The sequence below is a fragment of the Roseovarius maritimus genome, from assembly GCF_043355895.2.
Classification (GTDB): Bacteria; Pseudomonadota; Alphaproteobacteria; order Rhodobacterales; family Rhodobacteraceae; genus Roseovarius; species Roseovarius maritimus.
Genome location: NZ_JBHFPF020000003.1, coordinates 25,290 through 45,497 on the forward strand (window position 1 = coordinate 25,290; position 20,208 = coordinate 45,497).

Consider the following 20,208-nt stretch of genomic DNA (forward strand, 5'->3'; position numbering starts at 1 on the left):
CTCAGGCTGCGATCAACTGCGTGCCGCGCGCTCCGGTGATCTGCGCGGGCACGATCTGGCCCTCGGGGCGGGGGGCATGGAACGTCACTTCGGTGAATTGCTCGGTCCGGCCCATATGCGGGTTCTCCATCAACACCGCATGATCGCGGCCCACCTGCGCCGCGAGGTGCCGCGCGACCTGCGCGTCGCCTGCCGCGCGTAGCCGCGCCGCGCGCTCCTTGATCGCGCGCCCATCAACCTGCGGCATCCGCGCGGCGGGGGTGCCGGGCCGCGGCGAATAGGGAAAGACATGCAGCCATGTAAGGTCGCATTCGCGCACAAGTGCCAAGGAGTTTTCGAAATGCGCCTCGGTCTCGGTCGGGAAGCCAGCGATGATATCGGCGCCAAAGGTCATGTCGGGGCGCAGGCGGCGCGCCTCTTCGGCGAAGCGGATCGCATCGTCGCGCAAATGCCGCCGCTTCATCCGCTTGAGAATCAGGTCATCGCCATGCTGCAGGCTCAGATGCAGATGCGGCATCAGGCGCGGCTCGGTCGCGATGGCCTGCATGAGGTTCTCATCCACCTCGATCGAATCGATCGAGGAGATGCGCAGGCGCGGCAGGTCCGGCACCAGTTTCAGGATGCGCATCACCAGATCGCCCAGACGCGGCGCGCTTGGCAGATCGGCACCCCAGGAAGTCAGATCGACGCCGGTCAGAACGACCTCGTTATAGCCGCGCTGCACCAGCCGCTTGATCTGATCGACGACGACACCGGCGGGCACGCTGCGCGAATTGCCACGGCCATAGGGAATGATGCAGAAGGTGCAGCGATGATCGCAGCCGTTCTGGACCTGAACGTAAGCTCGGCTGCGCGTGCCGAACCCGTCGATCAGATGGCCGGCAGTTTCGGTGACGGACATGATGTCATCGACCTGCACCGGCTCGGTCCCGAAATCGCCGGCGAGGCCCGCCCAGGTGCTCGCCTGCATTTTTTCGGTATTCCCAATGACGGCATCGACCTCGGGCATGGCCGAAAACGTGGCAGGCTCGGTCTGCGCGGCGCAGCCGGTGACGATGATGCGCGCATCCGGGTTGTCACGGCGCAGACGCCGGATGTCCTGCCGCGCCTTGCGCACCGCTTCGCTGGTCACTGCGCAGGTGTTGACGACCACGGCACCCTCGAGACCCGCCTCGGCGGCGAGCTCCTTCATCGCCTCGGTCTCGTAGGCGTTGAGGCGGCAGCCGTGGTTGGAGAAGATCGGCGCGGTCATCGGACGCTCTCGAGAAACTGGCGCGTCAGCGTGCCGCTGGCGACATGCATCGTCGGGCCGGTCATCCAGACGCCATCGTCGCGCCAGTCGATATCCAACGTGCCACCATCCAGCTCGATGCGCACACTGCGCCCGGTCAGACCCCGCCGCGCAGCAGCCACCGCAACAGCGCAGGAGGAGGAGCCCGAGGCGAGCGTCAGGCCAGCCCCCCGCTCCCAGACGCGCATGCGGATGTGGTCGGGGCCGATCACCGTGGCTACCTGAACATTGGTGCGCTGCGGGAAAAGCGGATGATGCTCGTACCGCGGGCCGAACTGCTCCAGCGGGATGGCCCCTGCATCGGCCACGAAGAATGTGCAATGCGGATTGCCCATGCCGGTCGCCACGGGGCTGCCTTCGATCGGCAGCTCCGCTGTGTCCATCTCCTCGGCCAGCGGGATCTCTTGCCAGTCCAGCTGCGGCGCGCCCATGTTGACCGAGGTCATGCCGCCCCCCGCATCGCGCGCGTGCAAATCGCCGCGCTCGGTCGTCAGGTGCAGCGCATCCTTGCCGGTCTCGTCCATAAGGTAGCGCGCGATGCAGCGCGTGGCGTTTCCGCAAGCGCCCGCCATGCTGCCATCGGCGTTCCAGAAGGTCAGCCGGGCATCGCCCGCGCCCGGGCCAATCACTGCCAGCTGATCGAATCCGATGCCGCAATGGCGGTCCGCAATGGCCATCGCCAGGGACGCCGTCATGCTGATATCCTGCGCACGCGCATCGACGACGACAAAGTCGTTGCCCAGCCCGTGCATCTTCATGAAGGGCAAACCGGTATGCATGCGCGTGTCCATGCGGCGGCATATAGACCCCCGCCGGAAATGAATCCAGAGATTGCGCGGCTTTGTCGTCGGAATTGGGGTTGACCGCCGGCCACGCTCTTTTTAGATACCCCCGCAGTGGGCCCTTAGCTCAGTTGGTAGAGCAACTGACTTTTAATCAGTGGGTCGCAGGTTCGAATCCTGCAGGGCTCACCATTTTTCAGCGTTAAGCAGTGAATTACATGTCGGCGCTGAGGCTGATCATGAGTTCCATTGATTGCCGGAAGCTATACACAAGCACCGCGGCTCAGCAAGTCGCGGCATAGAGCACCTGCCGGTCCCTTAGTTGGTGCTTGCTACTTTTGCGGGGAAATCCAAAATCTCCACGTCCGCGTCGCCAATGTCACCGACAAGGAAGCCCGCAAGGATGACAAGATCCAGCGCGAGGGCCGCATCGCCATTGCCGAAACCTTGGACGAATGACCGCCATAGATGGCCGATGAGGATTCGGCTCACGTCAGTAAGCTGTTTTTCGAGCTTGGCTGCCTTGCCAATCAGCTACGCGGCGGCGCCTCGTCAAGCAAGCCCGGATTCCCGACGGTCCCAATGAGCGGGTTCAGAAACGGCGCAATGTGATCGGACGGAACGGTGCGGTTGGTGCTCAATCCAGCGTCATTTCGAAATAGAGAACCAGATCTTTCAATGCGCCTTGTGCTATGGCCGCGGCTCCGCCGCCTCCCAGAGCGAGATCGCCGGAGTCGCTGATACTGACCACGTGATCACCCAGGATCCCGCCCGCAAATGCGCCGGACATGTCGGTGCCCAGATAGTGTGGGAATTCCGGCAGTGCGGTGAACCCCGAGATCGCCTGGCCGTTGACGGTGATCTCGGTTCCGGTCGCGCCAAGACCATTTCCGGGTTTGAGTAACAGGATCGCCCGCTCGATCTGGACGTCGCGCCCGCGCAATGCCAATGGCATGGCACGCTCGTCGATCGCTATGACCGTATCGGTATTCTCGGCGTTGTTCAGCAACTGGTGAAACGCGGTGGAGAAGTCCTGCCGGATACTGAAGGCGCGCGGCAAAGGCGTATCGCTGAGCACCTGCGTCAGTGCGCCCTCAAGCGCCGTGTTGTTGCTTTCCACATGGTCGCGCAGCGTACCGTCACTTTCGGCTGAATAGGACAGATGCAGCACAACGTCGTTGATCGTCGCATAGTCGAACGGGCGGAAGGTTTTGGGTAGCGTGACCTTCCATTTGCTTTCGACCGCGCCGGCCCCCTCGAACGGCATGTAGCGGGCATCGTTGAAGCCGAAGTCAAACACGCCAGCGTCATTCTGCGCGGTGCTGGTTGCGATCTGAACCGTGTGTCGGAGCAGACTGTCGACAAGCCCTGCGGGGCCGTCCTGAGTTGGCTCGGTCCGCATCTTTGCGCCGGTCAGGGTCAGCGTCGCGGGGATGTTCACGTAAGGCCCGGTGACGCAGGCGATGGACAGGCGCGCGGCCTGCACGCGCCGGCGATATTGTCCGGGATAGAGAAGATCGAAGGCAAGTTCGGGAATGACGAATTCGCATTCGCCAGTCTCGCGCAGCCGCATCAACGCGCCGGGATCGATCTGTTGCAGCGAGAAGGGTTGGTTGATTTCCAGCTTGCGGTAGTTCGTCTCGAGAAAACGCTTCTCCATGGCGACCAGATCAACCGCCAGCTTGTCGCCCGACAAAAGGCCGGCCCGCCCGGCGTCCCAGTAGGGCATCTCGAGCAGGGTGGCGTTGTCGCCTGCGCGTTCGAAACGGTAGGCCTGCTCGGCCAGTTTCGCCATCGACAGGGCAGCGTTGAACGCGTCTCGATAGATGGTCTGAAGGGTCGAGGCCATCCAGGTGTAAAGCGCCTCGTTGCTGAATTTTGACTCGTAGAAATCGAGCAGTTCCTCCTGATCCTCGATGGCCTGATGGTGATTTTCCAAAGCCTTCTCGGCGATCTCCACGCGAATTTCCGCAGCGATGATGCTTTTCTCGATCTGCTTGAGATCGAGCTCGCCCAGTTTTTTCTGATGCTCCCAGCCCTTGCGACGGCGATCGAACCCGGCCTCGAGCGAAGCCGATTTTCCCATCACATCTGTCATTTTGGCTGTGTCGGAGAACACCTTGCTCCACTCCTCCGCGCTGTGGCCCATCTCGCTCCCGCCGTATTTCATCGCGAAGGGCGAGCCGAGCTGGGGGATCAGATAGAAAATGCCCGCGGTGCCAGCCAAGGTTGCGCTGAGGGCATAGCTGATTGTCGAGGTGTGGGTCATGACCTGCTGCGCACGTTCCCAAGGCAGGAGATCCTCGGAGATCAAGCCTTCGTAATAGCCCAGCTTGTAGTCCATCGCCGCCTTGCGACGGTTGATCTCGTCAAGATTCTCCTTCGCGATCTTGACCTCGTTTTCTCGAATTCGCGTCACCAGGTTCTGCATGTTGATCGCCTGGGCCAGCCGCAGGGTCGCCAGTTCCTCGCTGTCGCGGCGCTCGATCGCGCCTTGCAGTTTGGCGCCGAACCCTTGCACCATCGACGTGTATTCGCGCGCCTTGGCAATCAGGTAGGTGAAGCGGTAGGGCGGCAGGTTGCCCGCGCCCGCGCCCATGATATCACTCAGGCTCAGTCCAGCGGCTTTGGCGCGCACCAAGGCCATCGGGTCTATTTCGGGCGCGAAGAGAGCCATATCCACGCGCTCGCCGTCGATATTGCGGCAATTGTGGATCTTCCACAGCCGGTCGTCGACCCGGTCCCATAGTGCCAGCAGATCCTTGTTGCGCGGCACGCAGAAGACAGGCCCGATCTGGCGGACGACCGACACGGTGAAATCGTCGGGTCGCACATGACCCCAGTCACGCCAGTTGCGCCCCAAGGTGCCCGTCAAACGGCCAAAACTGCGCTCGGACTGCACCTTGCCGGTTCTCTTCCAGTCAAATTGCCGCCCCGCGCTTCCATCACGTGCGAGCGCATCGGTATAGCGCATTTCGGCGGCCTGATACTCGGCCATCTGGGGCGCTTTGGGCAGGCCGGTCAGAACATCGTCCAGATGGGCGACGGTCTTGTCATCGGCCAGCATCTGTTCCGTAGCTCCGCGTGTTGACAGAGCCACGGCCTCGGCGGTTCCGGGCTGGCGCGCGCTGTCGAAGCGGAGTTGAGACGCGACCTTGGACTCGATCTTGCCCTGAAGATCGATGGCGTGCAGATCCGCACGTTCGACTTGGATGTATTTCCGTTTGGCGGTGGGCGCGAGCTGGAAATCCTTGGCGGAGACGTAGGAGTGGTGCAACCAGAACGTCTCGGCCTCGATCAGGAAATCCTGCCCCTTGTCCATATGCGGCTTGATGTTGGCGTAGGTGCGCGGGCGCACCTTGCCTTCGCCGCAATCCCCCACATCCGCCGGGCGCGGCCCAAGGATCTGGCGCGCGATATCATAGAGGACATGCGCCTCATGGACCGTCTCGCGCTGGAACTGCCGGAACAGACCGTCGGCCCAATCCAGCAAGTTGTCGACATACCGCATGACGATGTTCTTTTGAAAAGCGGACAGGCGCAAGCGCGCGATGGCATAGGGGTTGAAGGGATCCTTGCGATAGGCTTCCTGCGCATCCTCGTCGGTAAGGATGTCGCGCAGCTTGGGCGGAACCATTCCCTGGAACTCGGCATATTGCCAGACGCGGTCCCGCTCGGCCCGCAGGCGCGCGCTTTCCGACAAGCCGGAAAGATCCACGTCGCTGTCGAAATCCGCAGTGGGATCGAACAGCGTCTGATACCATCCCTGCGCCGCCGCATGATCGCCGCGCCCGTTCTGGTGGCCGGCCAGGAGAGCGGGGATATGCATGAATATCTCGCGGAAGTAGACACCCAGCGGGCCCGTAAAATCCAGCTTGTTGGTAGGTCCCCGGACCTTGGTGCGATAGTTGCGGCTGCTGACGAGATGGGTCTTTTCCGCAAAATCCGCCTGGGTCTGCTTGTCCAGCAAGGCATCGACACCGCCGTAGAACAGCGTCCGGCTGAGATCTGTCAGCACAGTTGTGCCCAGACGGCGCGCCTCGTAGGGCCGTCTGTCCCAATCGTAGCTCCACGAGAAGAAAGACACATCGCTGTCCTTCTGGATGAAGGTCTCGGGGTATCCCCAATCCGAATTCGGAACGAGAGCACGTGCGGTATCGTCATTGACCTTGGCGATAGTCGCGCCCAGATCCGCCGCGCCGAAGTTCATGTCGCGGATCAGATCGTTTGCCCAGTCTTCGCCGATACCAACGCTTAGTACGTTGCGTTTCAGTCCGTTGAACGTGATGTGATAGTCCATCCGGGCCGGCGGCGAGGCGGGGTCTTGCCATGTCGGATGGGTCATGACCTGCTCGTACATGTAACGCCCGCTCGAGAACTTGCGGATATGCAGCGTCTGGCGGTTGCTGCGCCAGTAGGTATCAAGCGTGTCCGTGGTGTCGCTGTCCGGCTCAACTGCGCTGCGCTCGAACATGTCGACTTCGAAGACCCTCTGAGGTGTGCCCAGATTGAAGAACAGCTTCTCACCTCTCAGTGCGGGATAGACCTTTTGCCACGCCGGGGCGCGCAGCCGGTACCCTTCCTGGTATTCGGAATGCCCCACCAACACGTCCGAATAGGTCGGAATAGGCAGCGAGACACCCGCGTCCCGGAAGGTTAGCCCTTCGTTGAGAATGCCACCCTCCTTCAGTGGATAGTTCGCGCCCAGCGAAAGCTGCTGCGGCGCTGTCCAAGTGCCGTCGAGCTTCAGCGCGGTGTACATCACGCGGAACGTGTGCCGATAGCCTCTCCACTTGTTCTCGCCGTCCTCGATCTCGTCGCGCGAAGATGTCGTCGTTTCCACCCAGAATACATGCAGACGGTTGTTGAAAATGACGGGCGAGACGTCGCGCGCCCCGATTGTCACGTCGATTTTGCGGCGGGCGGAATAGCTGACGCGTCGGTTGGAAACGAGCTTGCTGAAGGTCAGGTTCTCGACTGTCCAGTAATAATAGGTCGGCGGATCGTCGGCGGTGCAGCCAAAGACATGCAGAACGTCGCGGGTGCCCGACCACAGATGTTCGTGGAACGCGCCCGCGATGCGCAGGCTTGCCACCTCTTCGAAACCTCTGAGATAGGCGGCATAGGCGTCCAGCACCGTTTGCTCGGTGATATCCTGCTGAAGCAGGGTCTTTTCCAGTTCCTCGAAAAGCGGTGTCTTGTTGTCGCGCAGTTCGGGCAGCATGTAGTTTTCGGGCCAGAGGAAGACTTTGCGGTTGGCCTCCCACACGCGGTAATTCTTGCGCCATTCCCATTCCCCGGCGGGAATTCGCGAGGGGCTGATATGGATATGATTGGCCGCGTCTGCATCGCGCCGGTCCTGTTCGAGGTTCAGCACGATCCGGTGAATATAGGTCTGTAGTGATCCGGTGGCCGACACGACGCGCGAGGTGCGCGCACAGCCCTCCATGTCCGGATCGATCAGGTAGTAATTGTACAGATCGCCGCGATCCTCGAACCTGCCCGCGCTGGTGCGGATCATGTAATCCGTCAGCGCATCGCGCCGTCGCCCGCGCAGCGCGTCCTCGTGCGCCTCCGTCACGCTGGCAAAACTGGCCGGATCACCCAAGCGCAACTGCAGCGCGGCCTTGAGGCTCTGCGCGCCCTGACCCAGTGCCACCGGATCGCTGCTTGCCAGCAGTGCCATGGCATCTGCATCCAGCTTGCGGTCGCCCGCGAAGGTCACGATCATCCGCAGGCGGTGCAGCGCGAGCGCCGCAAGATCGGGGAGTGCCGCGCTGGCCTCGAACACCCGAACGGAGGCGGTCTGTCCGCCGGTGACCTGCGCAAGTTGCGCCGTGTCGGCAGCGGCGAAGCGCTGTGCGACCGTGTGCGCCAGCAATACGGCATCGACCGTCTCGGCATGGTTTTCGATACCGTCGCCGTCCTCCAGCGCTGCCAGGTAGGCGCCGATCGCCAGAACCGTGTGCCGCGCATAGGGCGCGACCGGATCGATCAGATCAAAGAGCGCGCGGTTGGTGTCGATGAAGGCGACCCTGCTCGCGGTCGCGGCGTCATTGTCGAGCGAGGCGAGCGGCCGCGCAAGACTGCGCACCGCCGCCCGGAGCGGCGCGGGGTCCATGCCATTGGCCGCGTCCACTACCGGCTGCGCCGTCAGATCGACACCCGAGAGCGCAGCGATTGCGTCCAGTTTGTCCGTCTCCATATCCAAGGTGGCCGCCAGCTGCCTCGGCAGAATTACGCGCAGATTATGCTCGTCCAGCACGGCCTGCAGATCGGCGGCGGCGATGCCCGCCGGGAACCCGCCTGCTGGCGCCACGACGGCGGGCGCCAGCCCTATATCGGGCTTTAGGCGCAACATGTCGCGCGGTGCCGCATCGAGGAGGCTTGCATTGGCCTCGGCGATGGCTTGCGACTGGTCCTCGCTTACGCCATCCAGAAAGGCAAAGATCGTCGGGGCGAAAACGGCAAGCTCGTTGTCGGCGATGGCGGCAATCACGGCATCCGCTGTCGCGTCCGCGTCGATGAAGAGACCCTCGGCCACCGGATCTGCGATCACTCCCATCAGTGCGGCTGCCGTCAGCAGATCGAAGGGCACCTCGCCCAAACTCTCGGTGAAATCAAGCAGCAGCGTCAGATGATCGGCAGTCACGACGGCGTTTCCGGCACCCGCCATCTCGATCGCCAGCGCGAGCTCCTCCACATCGAGCCCCAGCGCATCGGCGAGCAACGCATGCCGATAGAGCAGGGCCAGCGCGTCCTGCGTTAGCAGAAAGCCGCGGTCGTTCTCTGCTGCAGCTGCCGGATCAATCCCCAATGCGGGGGCCAGCATCACGATCAGGGCCAGCAGATCGGCCTCGTTCAGACCCAGCGCGACGCGCAGGCGCTGCGAGATGAACACCCCCGCATTCGGGCCGACTTCGGGCAGCGACGCATCGTCGCGCAGGCCCGGATGGACGAACCGTACCGTTGGGGCCGGAAATGGCGTCTGGGTAGCGCCGTTTCTGGGCTTGTTGAACAGATCATCCATCAGCGACAGGTCTTCGCCCGCCAGCGGGACATCGGGAATCGGCCCCGACAGTGCCAAGGTCTCGGCGATGTCCAGACCCAGCCGATCGGCCTGCCGGTGCAGACTCACAAGCGCTGCGATGGGAGTGTCCGCGAGGGTGCCGCCCGCGCGCGCCAGCGCGAGGTCGAGTTCTGACATGTGCCATCCTAGTGCGCGGCTCAGCCGCCAGAACCGATGCGCGCGGTCAAGCGCGCCCTGCGTCATGCCCGACACCTTCTCGATATCGTTTTGAACGCTTGCGGTGCTGCGCTTTTGCGCCTTGATCTGGATGTTGTCGCCGCCCTGCACGAAATCGGTGGCCACCAGATTTCCGAATGCCTCGCGGCTGATGTCCATGCCGGCCATGATCTGTTGCACATCGAACGGATCAGCTTTTGAGCCGGTATGCGGAAAATCCATACGGTAGAGCGATTGCAAGAAGGCCCATTGCGTGCGCGCGGTCGTGATCATCCGGTAGTCATCAAGCGCGAGTTTCAGCGCAGCGGCGTTGGACTCCTCGTCACTTGCGCCCGGTTGCATCAGTCTGCCGATCTCTGCACGGTCTGTATCGAAATCCTGGATGTATTCGTCAGCCTCGGCAACCCGAAGATCGAAGGGGGTGACGAAGGAACGAACTGCACCCGGCAGCACCTCCTCATAGACTTTCGCCTGAACGGCTGCCGTGTCGGCCATGTTGATGCCCGCATCCGCATCCTTCGCGATCGCGGTTTCAAGGATCTCGTTGATGATCTCGAGGGTAGGAACCAGATCATGGGTGTTGTCGCAGGTCAGCGGTACGGTCCAGAGGTCGGGCCGGCGGCTTTGCAGCTTCAGCTTGTGGTTGGCGGTGGCGCCCTTGAAGTCCTTGGTGGTGACTTTTTCATCCACGAAATTCATCAGATCGACGAAATAGGCAGCCGGGCTGAGGATGGAATCGCAATGCGCACAGCTGCAAAAGCTCTGATCGCCGAACAGATCCTGATATCCGGGTAGTTTCTTCAGCCCATCGCTGACATCCTCGACGAACCAGCCCCAGTAGTGGCCGGTGAAATCCCAGCGCAACTCGTCCGCAAGCGTTGCTACCAGATTTGTCACGCTGACCCGCGCGTCCCTGGCCATCTCGTAAACGACGCGCGCTTCGCCAAGGGCCATGCCGGTATGCTTGGAAATATCGGCGGGCTCGCTTGCTGCGATCGCCATGCTGGAATGATAGCCGCCCTTCATCAGGGCAGCCGCGTTGCGCACTGTTCCACCCGCACGGTGTGCCCGCGCACGCGCCTTGACGACATTGATGACGCCCTCTTGCGCCTCTTTGGGGATACCCCGAAAATTCAGCGACTTCAGGTCGTCCGAGCCTGGCGTCATATCCATCCGCAGCAACTCGGCGTCCGCGTTTTGCGCCTCGAATGCTTCGTAAATCTCTACGCGTTTTTCTATTTCGGCGATTGTCTCCTGCGGCGCGGCATCTGCGGCGACGATCTCGCGCATGCCAAGGCCGGGATAGGCGTTGACGGCGGCTTGAACTTCGGCCAGCGCATCAGCCTCCGGCTTTTTCAACCCGAGTGATACCGGCGCCGCGTCGAGAGCGTCCGGCATGTTCTTGAGTATCTTGCGCACCTTCTGGATCGAGCTGCGCAGACTTTGCGGAGCTGGTTTCATCCGCGCGTCCAAGCCTTGAAGTGGAAACCGTTCCTCGATGCGGATGCGCAGACCCTGCGCCTCGGCATTTGCGGCCTTGGCATCCTTTTCGGCAAGCTCGGGATCGAGCGCCTTTGCCAGCGTTTCATCGTCCACGCGCAGCAGATCGGGCAACGCCTTGACCTTGCCTTTCAGCACTTTGAAACTTGTGTTGGCAATCCGCTCCACTGTCTCGGTCTCATTGCCCAGAAACTGTGCCAGCCCGCCAATCATGCCCAGCCGCAGCGCATCCTGTTCCTTGAGCTTGCCGTCGATCACCAGCGCGGCCACGCGCTGTTCCCCGAGCGCGTCGAGGGTGGCGACACGCTCGAGCAGGGCGTTGGAGGCGGCATCGCTCAACCCGGCGATAGCCGTCAGTTCAGCTACCTTGGCGCGTTCCAGTTCAACCTGTATCTCCGGTAGATCGTCAAGCGTTTCACTTGCGCTCCCGTCGCGGCCTCCCAACGCCTCGACCAGGTCAATTTCGGCCAGTTGGGCCTCCAGCGCCTTGCGGTCCTTGGCGTCGATCTTGGCCGCTTTAATCGCGGCGCGGGCGAGTTCGAGCCGGGTTTTATTGGCGGCATCGGCGGGTTTCATCGCCTTGATCGCGTCGTCCACCGCGCCGGGAAGAGTTGGAAGGACGTCGCGCAGGTTTGCGAGCGTGTCGCGTTTGCGGACCTCGGCCAACACGGTCTGCGCAGGTCCGGCCGACTTGATGGCACTGGCCACGGTGGTCTGCTTGCGCGCCTTGGCGAGTGCTCTCAGGTCCTTCAGGCTCAGGATTGAATCGGCCATCTGTCGTCCTCCACGGTTGTTTGGCTTCGCTGCGCTTCAGGCGCGCAACTCGGGTCGGGTTGATGTCGCGCCAGGCTTCAGCGGTGCAGTCGGCGCGCAAATCGGGTCGGCTAGCATGCGCTGACCTTCCATTTTTCGTCGTGCGTAAGGTCAAAGCGCTCGTCCGCCCCGACAGCATTTATGACTGCAAGTTGCGCGGCGGCCTCGACGGCATCGGGGGTGGTATCGACCCAGTTGACGACGATTTCGACCACGCGGATCTCGGCAATGGTCTGTTCTCCCGCAGTCAGGCAGGCGCTTGAAAGGATCTTTTCTATGCCTGAAACGGCGGCGGCCACGAACGGATCGGACGGTGACAGCGCGTCACTGGCCGCCGGCGCGTAGGTGATCTTCGCCGCTGCTTCCTGCGCAGGTGAGGCCATCGAGATCTCTACCCTGACCTCCGCGAATGCGCCGCGCCCGGCAGCTTGTCTTGCCAGCTTGAAATGACCTTTCATTTCAGTACTCCATTGATGAAAGCAGAGAAGGTTTCCCTGCTGAAGAAATTCTCGACGCCGAAATTCCCGGTCTGCCGAATGATGCGCTGCATTCCGTGCTCTGTCCCCAGATCATAAATTGCATTGGCGATATCGTCGCTTATTCGGAAATCGGCGGTTTTCATGCCTTGCAGGGCGCGCTCGGAAACGGAGTGGCCCAGAATCCGAAGATTGCCCACACCCTTGCGTGCAAGCGCCTCGAGATATTGCTCCGCTGCCTCGCGAGACGCGAATGTATAAAGACCCGGGCCGAAAATATCGGCAAGCGAGCCATGCCGCGTGCCGGATGGCCAGGGGGCGCCGCCCCGTTGCAGCAGGCGGATGACGTCGTCCGGGCCCTGAACGCTATAGAACGTGCGGTACCATCGCCCGCCAAAACGCCGGATCGCCGCTGATGTGAGGTTCTGAAGAGCCTCTCGGCTGAACGCGCGGCCAACGGCGGCAATGGCGCGCCGGCCCGCCGACATCATGAGACGCAAGCCGACCTTCAGCCCCGTCTTGATCGCGGCAAGCCCGCCCAGCGTGACAACGGTGAGCACGATATCCACCGCCGTCAGCGCCACGTAGAGGCCTTGGCCCCAACGGCCCAGATCGAGGCTGCCCATGCCGCCGGGAACGCCGCCGGTGCGGCTGCCGCCGGTTCCGGAGGAGGAGAATTCCAGATTCCAGTAGCCCGCAACGCGCACCACGTGGTCCATGACCGTGGCAGGCTCTTGCGCGCCGCCCGATCCCTGCTGGTCCCCACCCGCGCCGGGCTGGGAAGACCCTTGCGCACTGCCGTGCCGGGTGCCCTCGTCGGACGATCCGGCGCCTTCGGGCGCGCGGCCCGCATCGGCCGGTGCGCTGCGACTGCCGCCGCTTCCCGAGGGCGCCCCGGTGCCGTCATCGGGCAGCGTTCCGTTCAGGCTGCCGTCCAGCGATCCGGTCGCCGTGCCGCGTGCATCACCGCCCTCCTCTCCGCCGGGCGCGCCACCAGGATCATCGCCGGTGCCGCCCTCAACGCCGTCCGGCAGTGTGCCCGTGGCGTTTGGGTTGCTCCCGTTTGCGCCGGGCGCACCGTCCCGGCTGCCACCTCTTCGGCCGCCCGGCCTCAGCCCGGTGCCAGTATGGGTGCCGGTCCCGCCCGGGCGCCCCGCACTGGGCGTCTGGCCCGTGCCGGTATCGTTCCGGTTGCCCCGGCCGGCGCCAAGGCCGATGCCGGTGTCACCTCTGCCGGTGGCAGCGGGATCCTCCGAGAGACCGCCGCCTCCGCGGCCTTCCTCTTCGGAATCGGCCACCGCGCCGGTGCCGTCCTCGCGGCCTCGCTCATCGCCGACGCCGCTGCCGTCATCCGTGTCGGCGGTATCGGACCCCTCGCCACCCGTCGGCTCCTGCGCGGCGCTACCGCCCGTTCCTTCCGTGTCGCCCGCGCTATCGGGGCTGCCTTGCTCCTCACTCGGGGCAAGCGCGGGCAGTTCGCTTGTCTCTTCAGGCTCCTCCACCACCTCGTCGCCATCGGTGCCGGTGCCGTCGGGATCGCTTTGGCCCGAGGCGACCGTGGCCAGCTGGACATCGCCCCCCGAGGCAAGTCGCGCCTCCGCCATGGCGCGCATGTCCGCAATCGTGCCGAAATGGACCACGCCTTCGCCGTCGATGTAATAGGTGAAGTTGTTGGCATCGGCCAACGCCCTGTATTCGCGCCTCTGTTCGTCGGACAGCGCCGCCGCTGCCGCATAAACTTCCGGAGGCAGGTCGGGTATCGAAACGGGTCTGACCGTGCCGCGCTCGCGCGTGTCGGTGGTCTGCAATCCTGTCGGATCGTAGTAGGTGACAGGATTGGACTGAGCGTATCGATAGAGGTTCGGCCCGTCGATATCGCCCGCCGGATCAGGAGAGATCCATCGACAGAGCCAGCTGGCGTAATAGCGCTGACCGATATGGTGTAGTCCCGTCGCCGCATCCCGTTCGCGCGCGATGAATCCATAGGCCTTGAGCGCCATCTCGCGCGCATCGTCGCCCGAAGCAAAGGCGCGCCGACCGTAGGGCAGGAACTCCTCGTAGGATATGATCCGCGCCGTCTCGTCCAGGCGCAGCATGGCCGAACCCAGATGGTCGCCAATCGTATAGCGCAGTCGGTGCGCGGTGGGATCGCCGGTTTCTCTGCCGCCGTCGTCGCGCGACCAGCGATGAAGCTCGGCGATCTCGGACAGCCCGTCGGAGAAGCGGGTGACGAAGCGCTCCAGGATCAGCGTGTTTCCGCGGAAGACGCGGCGGATCTCGGCGCCCGCCAGATATGTCACCTCGGTGCGCTCGACGCTGGTATCGGCCAGCATGCGCTGCGTGATCTTGCGCAGCCTCATGCCGCTGCTGTCATAGAGGTAGCGCTCATCATCATCCGGCAGGCCCTGGGCGCTGCGGTCGATCACAACAGCGCGGGACAGCCGTTGATCGTGGCGCCACTCCAGCGCCGCCAGATGGTCGAGGCGCCGCATTTCGCCTCCCGCACCGAAATCGCTTGCGGGATTTGCCACGGGCAACCCGCCCGCATCCAGCGCTGGCCGCGCCCGGTTGCTGGTCGCATCGACCCAGAAATCCATGGTGAAATTGCTGAGGGTCGCGACATGGCGCAGTCGCGTCAGGTTGTCCGATGCATCGTAGGAAAAGCTCTGGGTGAACCGCTCGGTCGCGCTGCCATCCGAGAGCGAGACCGGCGCGGCGTGGAAGGGTCCGCCCGTGAGAGCCGAATGGGCCCGTCCTTCGCACGCGATCAGTCGGTAATGAGCGTCATATGTGTAGAACCGCGCAGCAGAGGCCCCCGGTGTGCCGCTGAAGAAGGCCGACACCGCCCCGCCCGCAGGATCATGCGCCAGATCCGTGCAGGCGGTGACGTTGCCCACCGGATCGTAGGTGTATCTCAGGTCCTGCAGCAACGGCGCCCGCCCGCCAGCCGCGCTGCGTGTCGCGGTGATCCGCCGGACCAGATGTGTCTCGCGCTGGTATTCGCGGGCGATGGTCACGCCATTGCCCAGGCGCGCGCTTTCGCGCTGTCCAGTGACGCTGTAGGTGGCGTCGCCCAGCAGTTGGGTTTCGGGCACTTGCCCGTCCTCCGTCGTCACAAAAAGGGCGGATAACGCGCCACCCTCGGTATAGCGCGCCCGCATGATGGCGCCGTCAGCGCGGCGCTCGCGCACGGGACGGCCCATCGCGTCGTGGACGACATGCGCGGTGAATTCCTGTGGCTCCAGCGTCACCGCACCGGACCAATCCACCGGCAGAGCGGCATCGGCGACCAGTCGCATCGCGGTTTGCAGGGCTTGCCCGTTCGGCGCTGCGCCAAGGATGCTGTGAAGTCCGGCCTCGTCGCGCCGCTGGATCGCAAGACCCAGAAGATTGCGCGCGACCGCAGCCGCATCCGCCGGATCGTCGGCATAGGTCACGGTTTCGATCCGGCGGAGCCCTGTGCCGGTGTCGATATCCACCGACACGGCACGATCCATCGCGTCGAAGGTGGTCAGCCGTGTCAATCCGTTCGCATTCGTTACCTCGACAGGATTGTCGCGGGGATCGTAGAGTGTTCTGGCCTCGCCCGCATCGGCGTGAAATGCCGTGATCCGCCGGCCTGCCATATCATGGATGTGCCGCGAGCTTTCGATCCCGCGCGCGTCAATGATCCGCAGGGCGCCGCCCCCATCCTCGATGATGGTGCGTATCTCTCGCGTGCCACCCTGATCATCCGCCTCGCGCAGTCGGACTTGCCGGCCGGCCGCATCGAGAATGCGTTCGGTAGGGGTGTCCGCATGGGGCAGGCTGCTATCGAGCGCGCGGCGCTCGGGGTGATTGGCGGGCAGGATTTCACGCGACAGACGCCAAGCGGATTGGCCTACCGTGTCGTTGGCGTCGAAGTGCCGCTCGCTCCACGCACGATATTCGGCACGTTCCATCGTTCCGTCAGGACCGAGTATCTGAACGATACGGCCGGCGTAGTCCGAGAATTGCTGCGCCGCAGGGCCGAGCGTTTGCAGCACGGCGTCATCCTCGTAGTCAGGGCGATCCGAAAAATAGGGCTCGAAGCGACGGATCTCCTCGCCTTTCCGGTTGCGCTGAATCCAGCCGCTGGCGCGCCAGCGCGGCGATGCCATCTGTAGCGCAGGCTCGCCGCCATCCATCACGATGCCGCCGCCGCTACGATGAATGGCGAGACCGCCCTCGACCCGGCGCTTTGAAGAGATTGGCTGACCGAGACCGTCGCGATACGTGATCTCAATTTCGATCTGGCCGGTTGCATGCGCGCCGCCTTCGCCGTCATGGATCAGATCGACCGCCGAGATCTGCATCTCGGACAGCGGCCCGACGCCTTTGGCGAAGGCTTCCAAGTCATAGGCAAGGACCTGTGCGGCGCCGCCGAGCGCCGCCGCCGGGTCGCCAAACGCGTCGGCGAGGTCTGGTACCGCACCTTGCGCCAGCGCGTCAAATCCATATGGCTGCGCGGCGCCGGTGCCGTCGATCACCCTGCCGCCATGCGCTGCGCGCACCGCCACACCAAGGGGGTCGTGTTGCGTCTCGCTCCAGGCTCCGGTCGCCGAGACGGTCTGGCGCGGCAAAAGCGACTGATAGTCGGGCTCGGTCAGCGTCTCGGCTCCGGTGGGATCGGTCACGCGGATGGCGAAGAGCATGGCCGCGTCGTATGCGACCGCCACGGATGTGCCGTCGTCCAGAACATGCCCCGTCGGCAGGAAGTATCCATCCGCGCCCCGATATGTCATCACCTCGGACGCGCGCCACCAATGTCCGGTCTCGCGCCAGTACCCCAGCGCTTCCAGCCGGGCAGTGCTGGCCGCGCCGTAATGCGTGACGGCGAATTCCTCGGAAAAGACGGCTGATTCGATGTGGTGCAGACGCGGCGGCTGCGCGACCTCACCGACAGGCAGCGCGGCGTCACCCGCGGCGTTCCAATAGATCTGCCTGCTCCAGCTTGTCCGGCGCGCGCGTGCGGGTACGGGCGACTGGTCATGGCGCAGGGGGGCGGCGAGTCCCAGGGCAGCGGCCGCGCCGATCTCTGCCCGCAGGAAATACCCCCGCGCCGGAAGGGAAAGGCCCGGCAGCGAGAATTCCTCCTGCGCGATGTCGGTGTTCAGTGACAGCAGCGAGTCGCCGGTGTCGTGGCGCACCACCATGCGCTTGAGGTCACAGCTCATCCGGGATTGAGCGGGATCTTCGACGGGTATCCCGGCGCGGCGCGGATAGCCAAGGCTTGCCGCCAGCGTCGGCGCGCCGTGGGTGTCGCGCTCCAGAACGAAATCGTGGCTGACGCGCGGATCGTCCGCGACGCCCTCGTGAAGCGCAGTCGACGCCTCGACCTCGAAACAGGCCAGCACGGCGCGCTGACCGGCGCTGCGCCGTTCGGCACCAGGCTGGCGCGGCGCGGCGGGCTGTTCGATACGTACGGCATAGCCTGACTGACTGACCGTCATCGGCACGGCAGCGGGGCCATTTGCCCCGACGCGGTAGACTTCCTGTCGGAGCATCCGGCCGCGCAGGCAGTCGCGCGCATCCTGCCATGTTTCGGGGTCGGGAACGGGGGTTGCGGCGCCGCGATCCAGTGCAAAGGGCGGCACGCGAACGGCGCCCGGATCGCCGTTCCAGAATCTTTCCTGCGTGGCCGCATCCATGCCCTGGTCCAGAAAGCTGCGGATCAGCGCGGGCTCGCTGACGGGCAGGGGATCGTCCTCGTCCTGCAGGAAATCGGCTCGCGTGGCATCGACCTCGCCGAAGCCCGCAAAACGGCGGGTGCGGCTGTTGAACGCCCCGTTTCGGTATGCATAGCGCGTCTCGTACTTGGCACCGGCGATCAGATCCTCCGTCACGACCGCATCGACGGTGATCAGATGCGATGGCAGATGCGTTGTCCAAGCCCGCTCGGTCCCCTGATCGCGCAGGAAATGGCTGGCGGAATGGCCATAGTCCAGCATATCGCGCCGGCCCATCCCGTTATTGACCTCGCTCAGCAAGCCCGGTGGCACTGGCCCCGACAGGGCCAGCGTCTGGTAGGCGGCGACGCGGCTCTGCCTTGCCTCCGTCCAGACCAGCGACATTCGGCCGTCCCCGGCGATGTCGAGGATGTCCAGAACGCTGCCGCTGTCGATCATCGGCAAGCCACTGAGCACACGCGGCTCGGTAAAGGCATTGCCGGCGGCGTTGGTCCATATGTGGATCTCGCCGGCGCCCAGATGGATCAGATCGGCAGTGCCGCTGCCGTCGAGATCGGCCAGCAGCACGCGGTCTATGGCAAACCGTCCACCGATCCCCATGACGGGAGCGTTCGCCATAAGGATGGGCGGTCCGAACCTGCCGCGCCCCAGGTTCGGCCAATAGGCGACCAGCCCGCTGCGGATCAGCACCTGGTCGGGCAGTCCATCGCCTGTCATGTCGGCGAACAGGTAGTCCGTTGCGGTATCGCTGGCGAGTGGCGGCGCGCCCGCAGGTCCAGCGGCAGAACCGGCCGGCAGCCGCGCGTGCCGCGCTTCAAGGGCGTATCCGGCTGCGCCGCGCGCCTCGTGAATGCGCAGGCCGCCCTCCTCGCGGACAAGCAGATCAGCCCTTCCGTCACCGGTCAGGTCCAGCCTCTCGAACCCTGTGCCGCCCGGCGTCGGAATGTAATCGAACGGACGAAAGGCGGACCATTCGCCGGTCTCACGCTCGAACCGGTAGTGACCCGCGCCCTGGCCCAGCATCACGACGGCATCCATATTCCCGTCGCCATCGAAATCCCCCAGCGTCACATCGGTCAGGCTGTGGGCAGGGCGGGCATGAACGCAGACCGGCGCGGCAAAGCGCCCGCCACCCAGATTGCGCTGAAAGAACCAGCCGCCCGGATCGTCCTGCAAGAGCCCCGGCAGACCCTCGCCATAGAGATCAACCAGCACGGTCCGAGGCGTCGAAACGCCCGCAGGCGTGCTTGCCTCCAACGCTTGCTGCGCCGGAGCGAATGCGACGCCCAGTTCTGGCTGTGTGTATCCGAAGGTGAGCGGTGGCACAGAGCGCTCCTGCCGCAGACCGCCGTCACGGCGATAGCCGGTTTTGGTGATCGCGCTCAGCAATGTGCCCTCGGCCCGCTCATCGTAGGACAAGACGTTGGCCTGGGTCAGTTGAGGGGCCGCACCCAAGGCGCCGAACTGGTGAAAGACCAGAAGCCGTCGGCATAGCCGCCACGTCCGAAGGGAAAAGCCGGGTGTGCCGACAGAGAAGGGATCGGGGCGAGCGGGCCAGATCCCGTCGGGATCGAGGGCGGGATCAACCGCGTCGTGATCGCCATAGTCGAGAACTGCGTGAAAGGCCCAAGCCGCTGCGGCCGCATCAAACGTCTCCGGATCGCCTGCGGGCACCAAGTTGGCCCACTGGATCCGCCGCAGATACCGCTGTGCCTGCGCGCCGCTTTGCCCCTGATCGGCCATCAGCGCGCCCGCGCCGCCGGCCATGTCCTCGGCGCTGTAACTATAAGCGATTGCATCGCCGCGCGCGCCCACACTCAGCTCGGGCAGCCATTGATAGATGCGCAGGGGCGCGTCCGGGTCGCTGATGCGACTGCTGCCGTCGGCAGCTCGGCCGTAGATCGTGAGGGTGTCGACCGTATCGCGGCTGCGCCAGTGTACGCTGCCGGTGGATTGATGGATCCAGCGTTCGAACCGGATGCGCGGCCCCTCCTGCTGCGCCCGAAATCGCTCGATCCGGTGCGCATCTTCGATTCGAAAGAGGGGCTGATGGGTGACCGGATCGCGCTCAGGCACAAGAGAGCCGCCGAGCGACGAACTGTAGCCGTCACGGCCATCATAGCCGGGCAGACCGCTCTCGGCATCAACGCCGATCACCGGCAAGCCGGTCAGAGACCATCCCCGCCCGAACGGGCCCTGCCGCCTTGCGGACCCATAACTCAGCCCAAGAACGGGGGTCAGGCTATTGCGCCCCTTCGGAAGTTCAAAGCTGACACTGGAGGCTGCGGCGCCCGTAAACTGGTCTGCGGAAACTTGAAACGAAATACCGACATCGGACGGCGAAACCTGTGACGTCGCGGACATGCGCGCACCCACTGGCTAATCAAAGGGA

The 20,208-nt window shown here is 64.1% G+C and carries 6 protein-coding genes and 1 tRNA gene; 1 reads left to right on the forward strand and 6 read right to left on the reverse strand.

Annotated elements, in window-relative coordinates; all coding sequences use genetic code 11:
* Position 1: 1 nt before the first annotated feature.
* Positions 2-1,252, reverse strand: a complete 1,251-nt coding sequence (gene mtaB, locus ACEWPM_RS07495; protein WP_393961039.1) for a tRNA (N(6)-L-threonylcarbamoyladenosine(37)-C(2))-methylthiotransferase MtaB — start codon at positions 1,250-1,252, stop codon at positions 2-4.
* Positions 1,249-2,070 carry a diaminopimelate epimerase gene (gene dapF / locus ACEWPM_RS07500; RefSeq protein ID WP_393961040.1) on the reverse strand — a complete coding sequence of 274 codons (822 nt, stop codon included), beginning with the start codon at positions 2,068-2,070 and terminating at the stop codon, positions 1,249-1,251. Before dapF ends, mtaB begins: the two co-directional genes overlap by 4 nt.
* A 119-nt stretch (positions 2,071-2,189) precedes the next feature.
* Here dapF and ACEWPM_RS07505 point away from each other — a divergent pair.
* Positions 2,190-2,265, forward strand: a tRNA-Lys gene (locus ACEWPM_RS07505).
* Positions 2,266-2,391: 126 nt separating this feature from the next.
* On the opposite strand, the gene ACEWPM_RS07510 is transcribed toward ACEWPM_RS07505, so the two are convergent.
* From ACEWPM_RS07510 to ACEWPM_RS07525, 4 genes are all read right to left on the reverse strand, one after another.
* Positions 2,392-2,565 (reverse strand): hypothetical protein, encoded by a 174-nt coding sequence (locus ACEWPM_RS07510; RefSeq protein ID WP_393961041.1) that lies wholly within the window; start codon positions 2,563-2,565, stop codon positions 2,392-2,394.
* Between the two features lie 145 nt (positions 2,566-2,710).
* Positions 2,711-11,593: a Tc toxin subunit A-related protein gene (locus ACEWPM_RS07515; protein ID WP_393961042.1), complete on the reverse strand. Its 8,883-nt coding sequence runs from the start codon at positions 11,591-11,593 to the stop codon at positions 2,711-2,713.
* Between the two features lie 110 nt (positions 11,594-11,703).
* Positions 11,704-12,090, reverse strand: coding sequence for a hypothetical protein (locus ACEWPM_RS07520; RefSeq protein WP_393961043.1), 387 nt, complete (start codon positions 12,088-12,090; stop codon positions 11,704-11,706).
* Positions 12,087-20,180: a SpvB/TcaC N-terminal domain-containing protein gene (locus ACEWPM_RS07525; RefSeq protein WP_393961044.1), complete on the reverse strand. Its 8,094-nt coding sequence runs from the start codon at positions 20,178-20,180 to the stop codon at positions 12,087-12,089. Before ACEWPM_RS07525 ends, ACEWPM_RS07520 begins: the two co-directional genes overlap by 4 nt.
* Positions 20,181-20,208: the final 28 nt, after the last annotated feature.

Coding starts and splice junctions, on each gene's coding strand:
- mtaB (WP_393961039.1), bottom strand. CDS start 1,252: ATGACCGCGCCGATCTTCTCCAACCACGGCTGCCGCCTCAACGCCTAC.
- ACEWPM_RS07515 (WP_393961042.1), bottom strand. CDS start 11,593: ATGGCCGATTCAATCCTGAGCCTGAAGGACCTGAGAGCACTCGCCAAG.
- dapF (WP_393961040.1), bottom strand. CDS start 2,070: ATGCATACCGGTTTGCCCTTCATGAAGATGCACGGGCTGGGCAACGAC.
- ACEWPM_RS07520 (WP_393961043.1), bottom strand. CDS start 12,090: ATGAAAGGTCATTTCAAGCTGGCAAGACAAGCTGCCGGGCGCGGCGCA.
- ACEWPM_RS07525 (WP_393961044.1), bottom strand. CDS start 20,180: ATGTCCGCGACGTCACAGGTTTCGCCGTCCGATGTCGGTATTTCGTTT.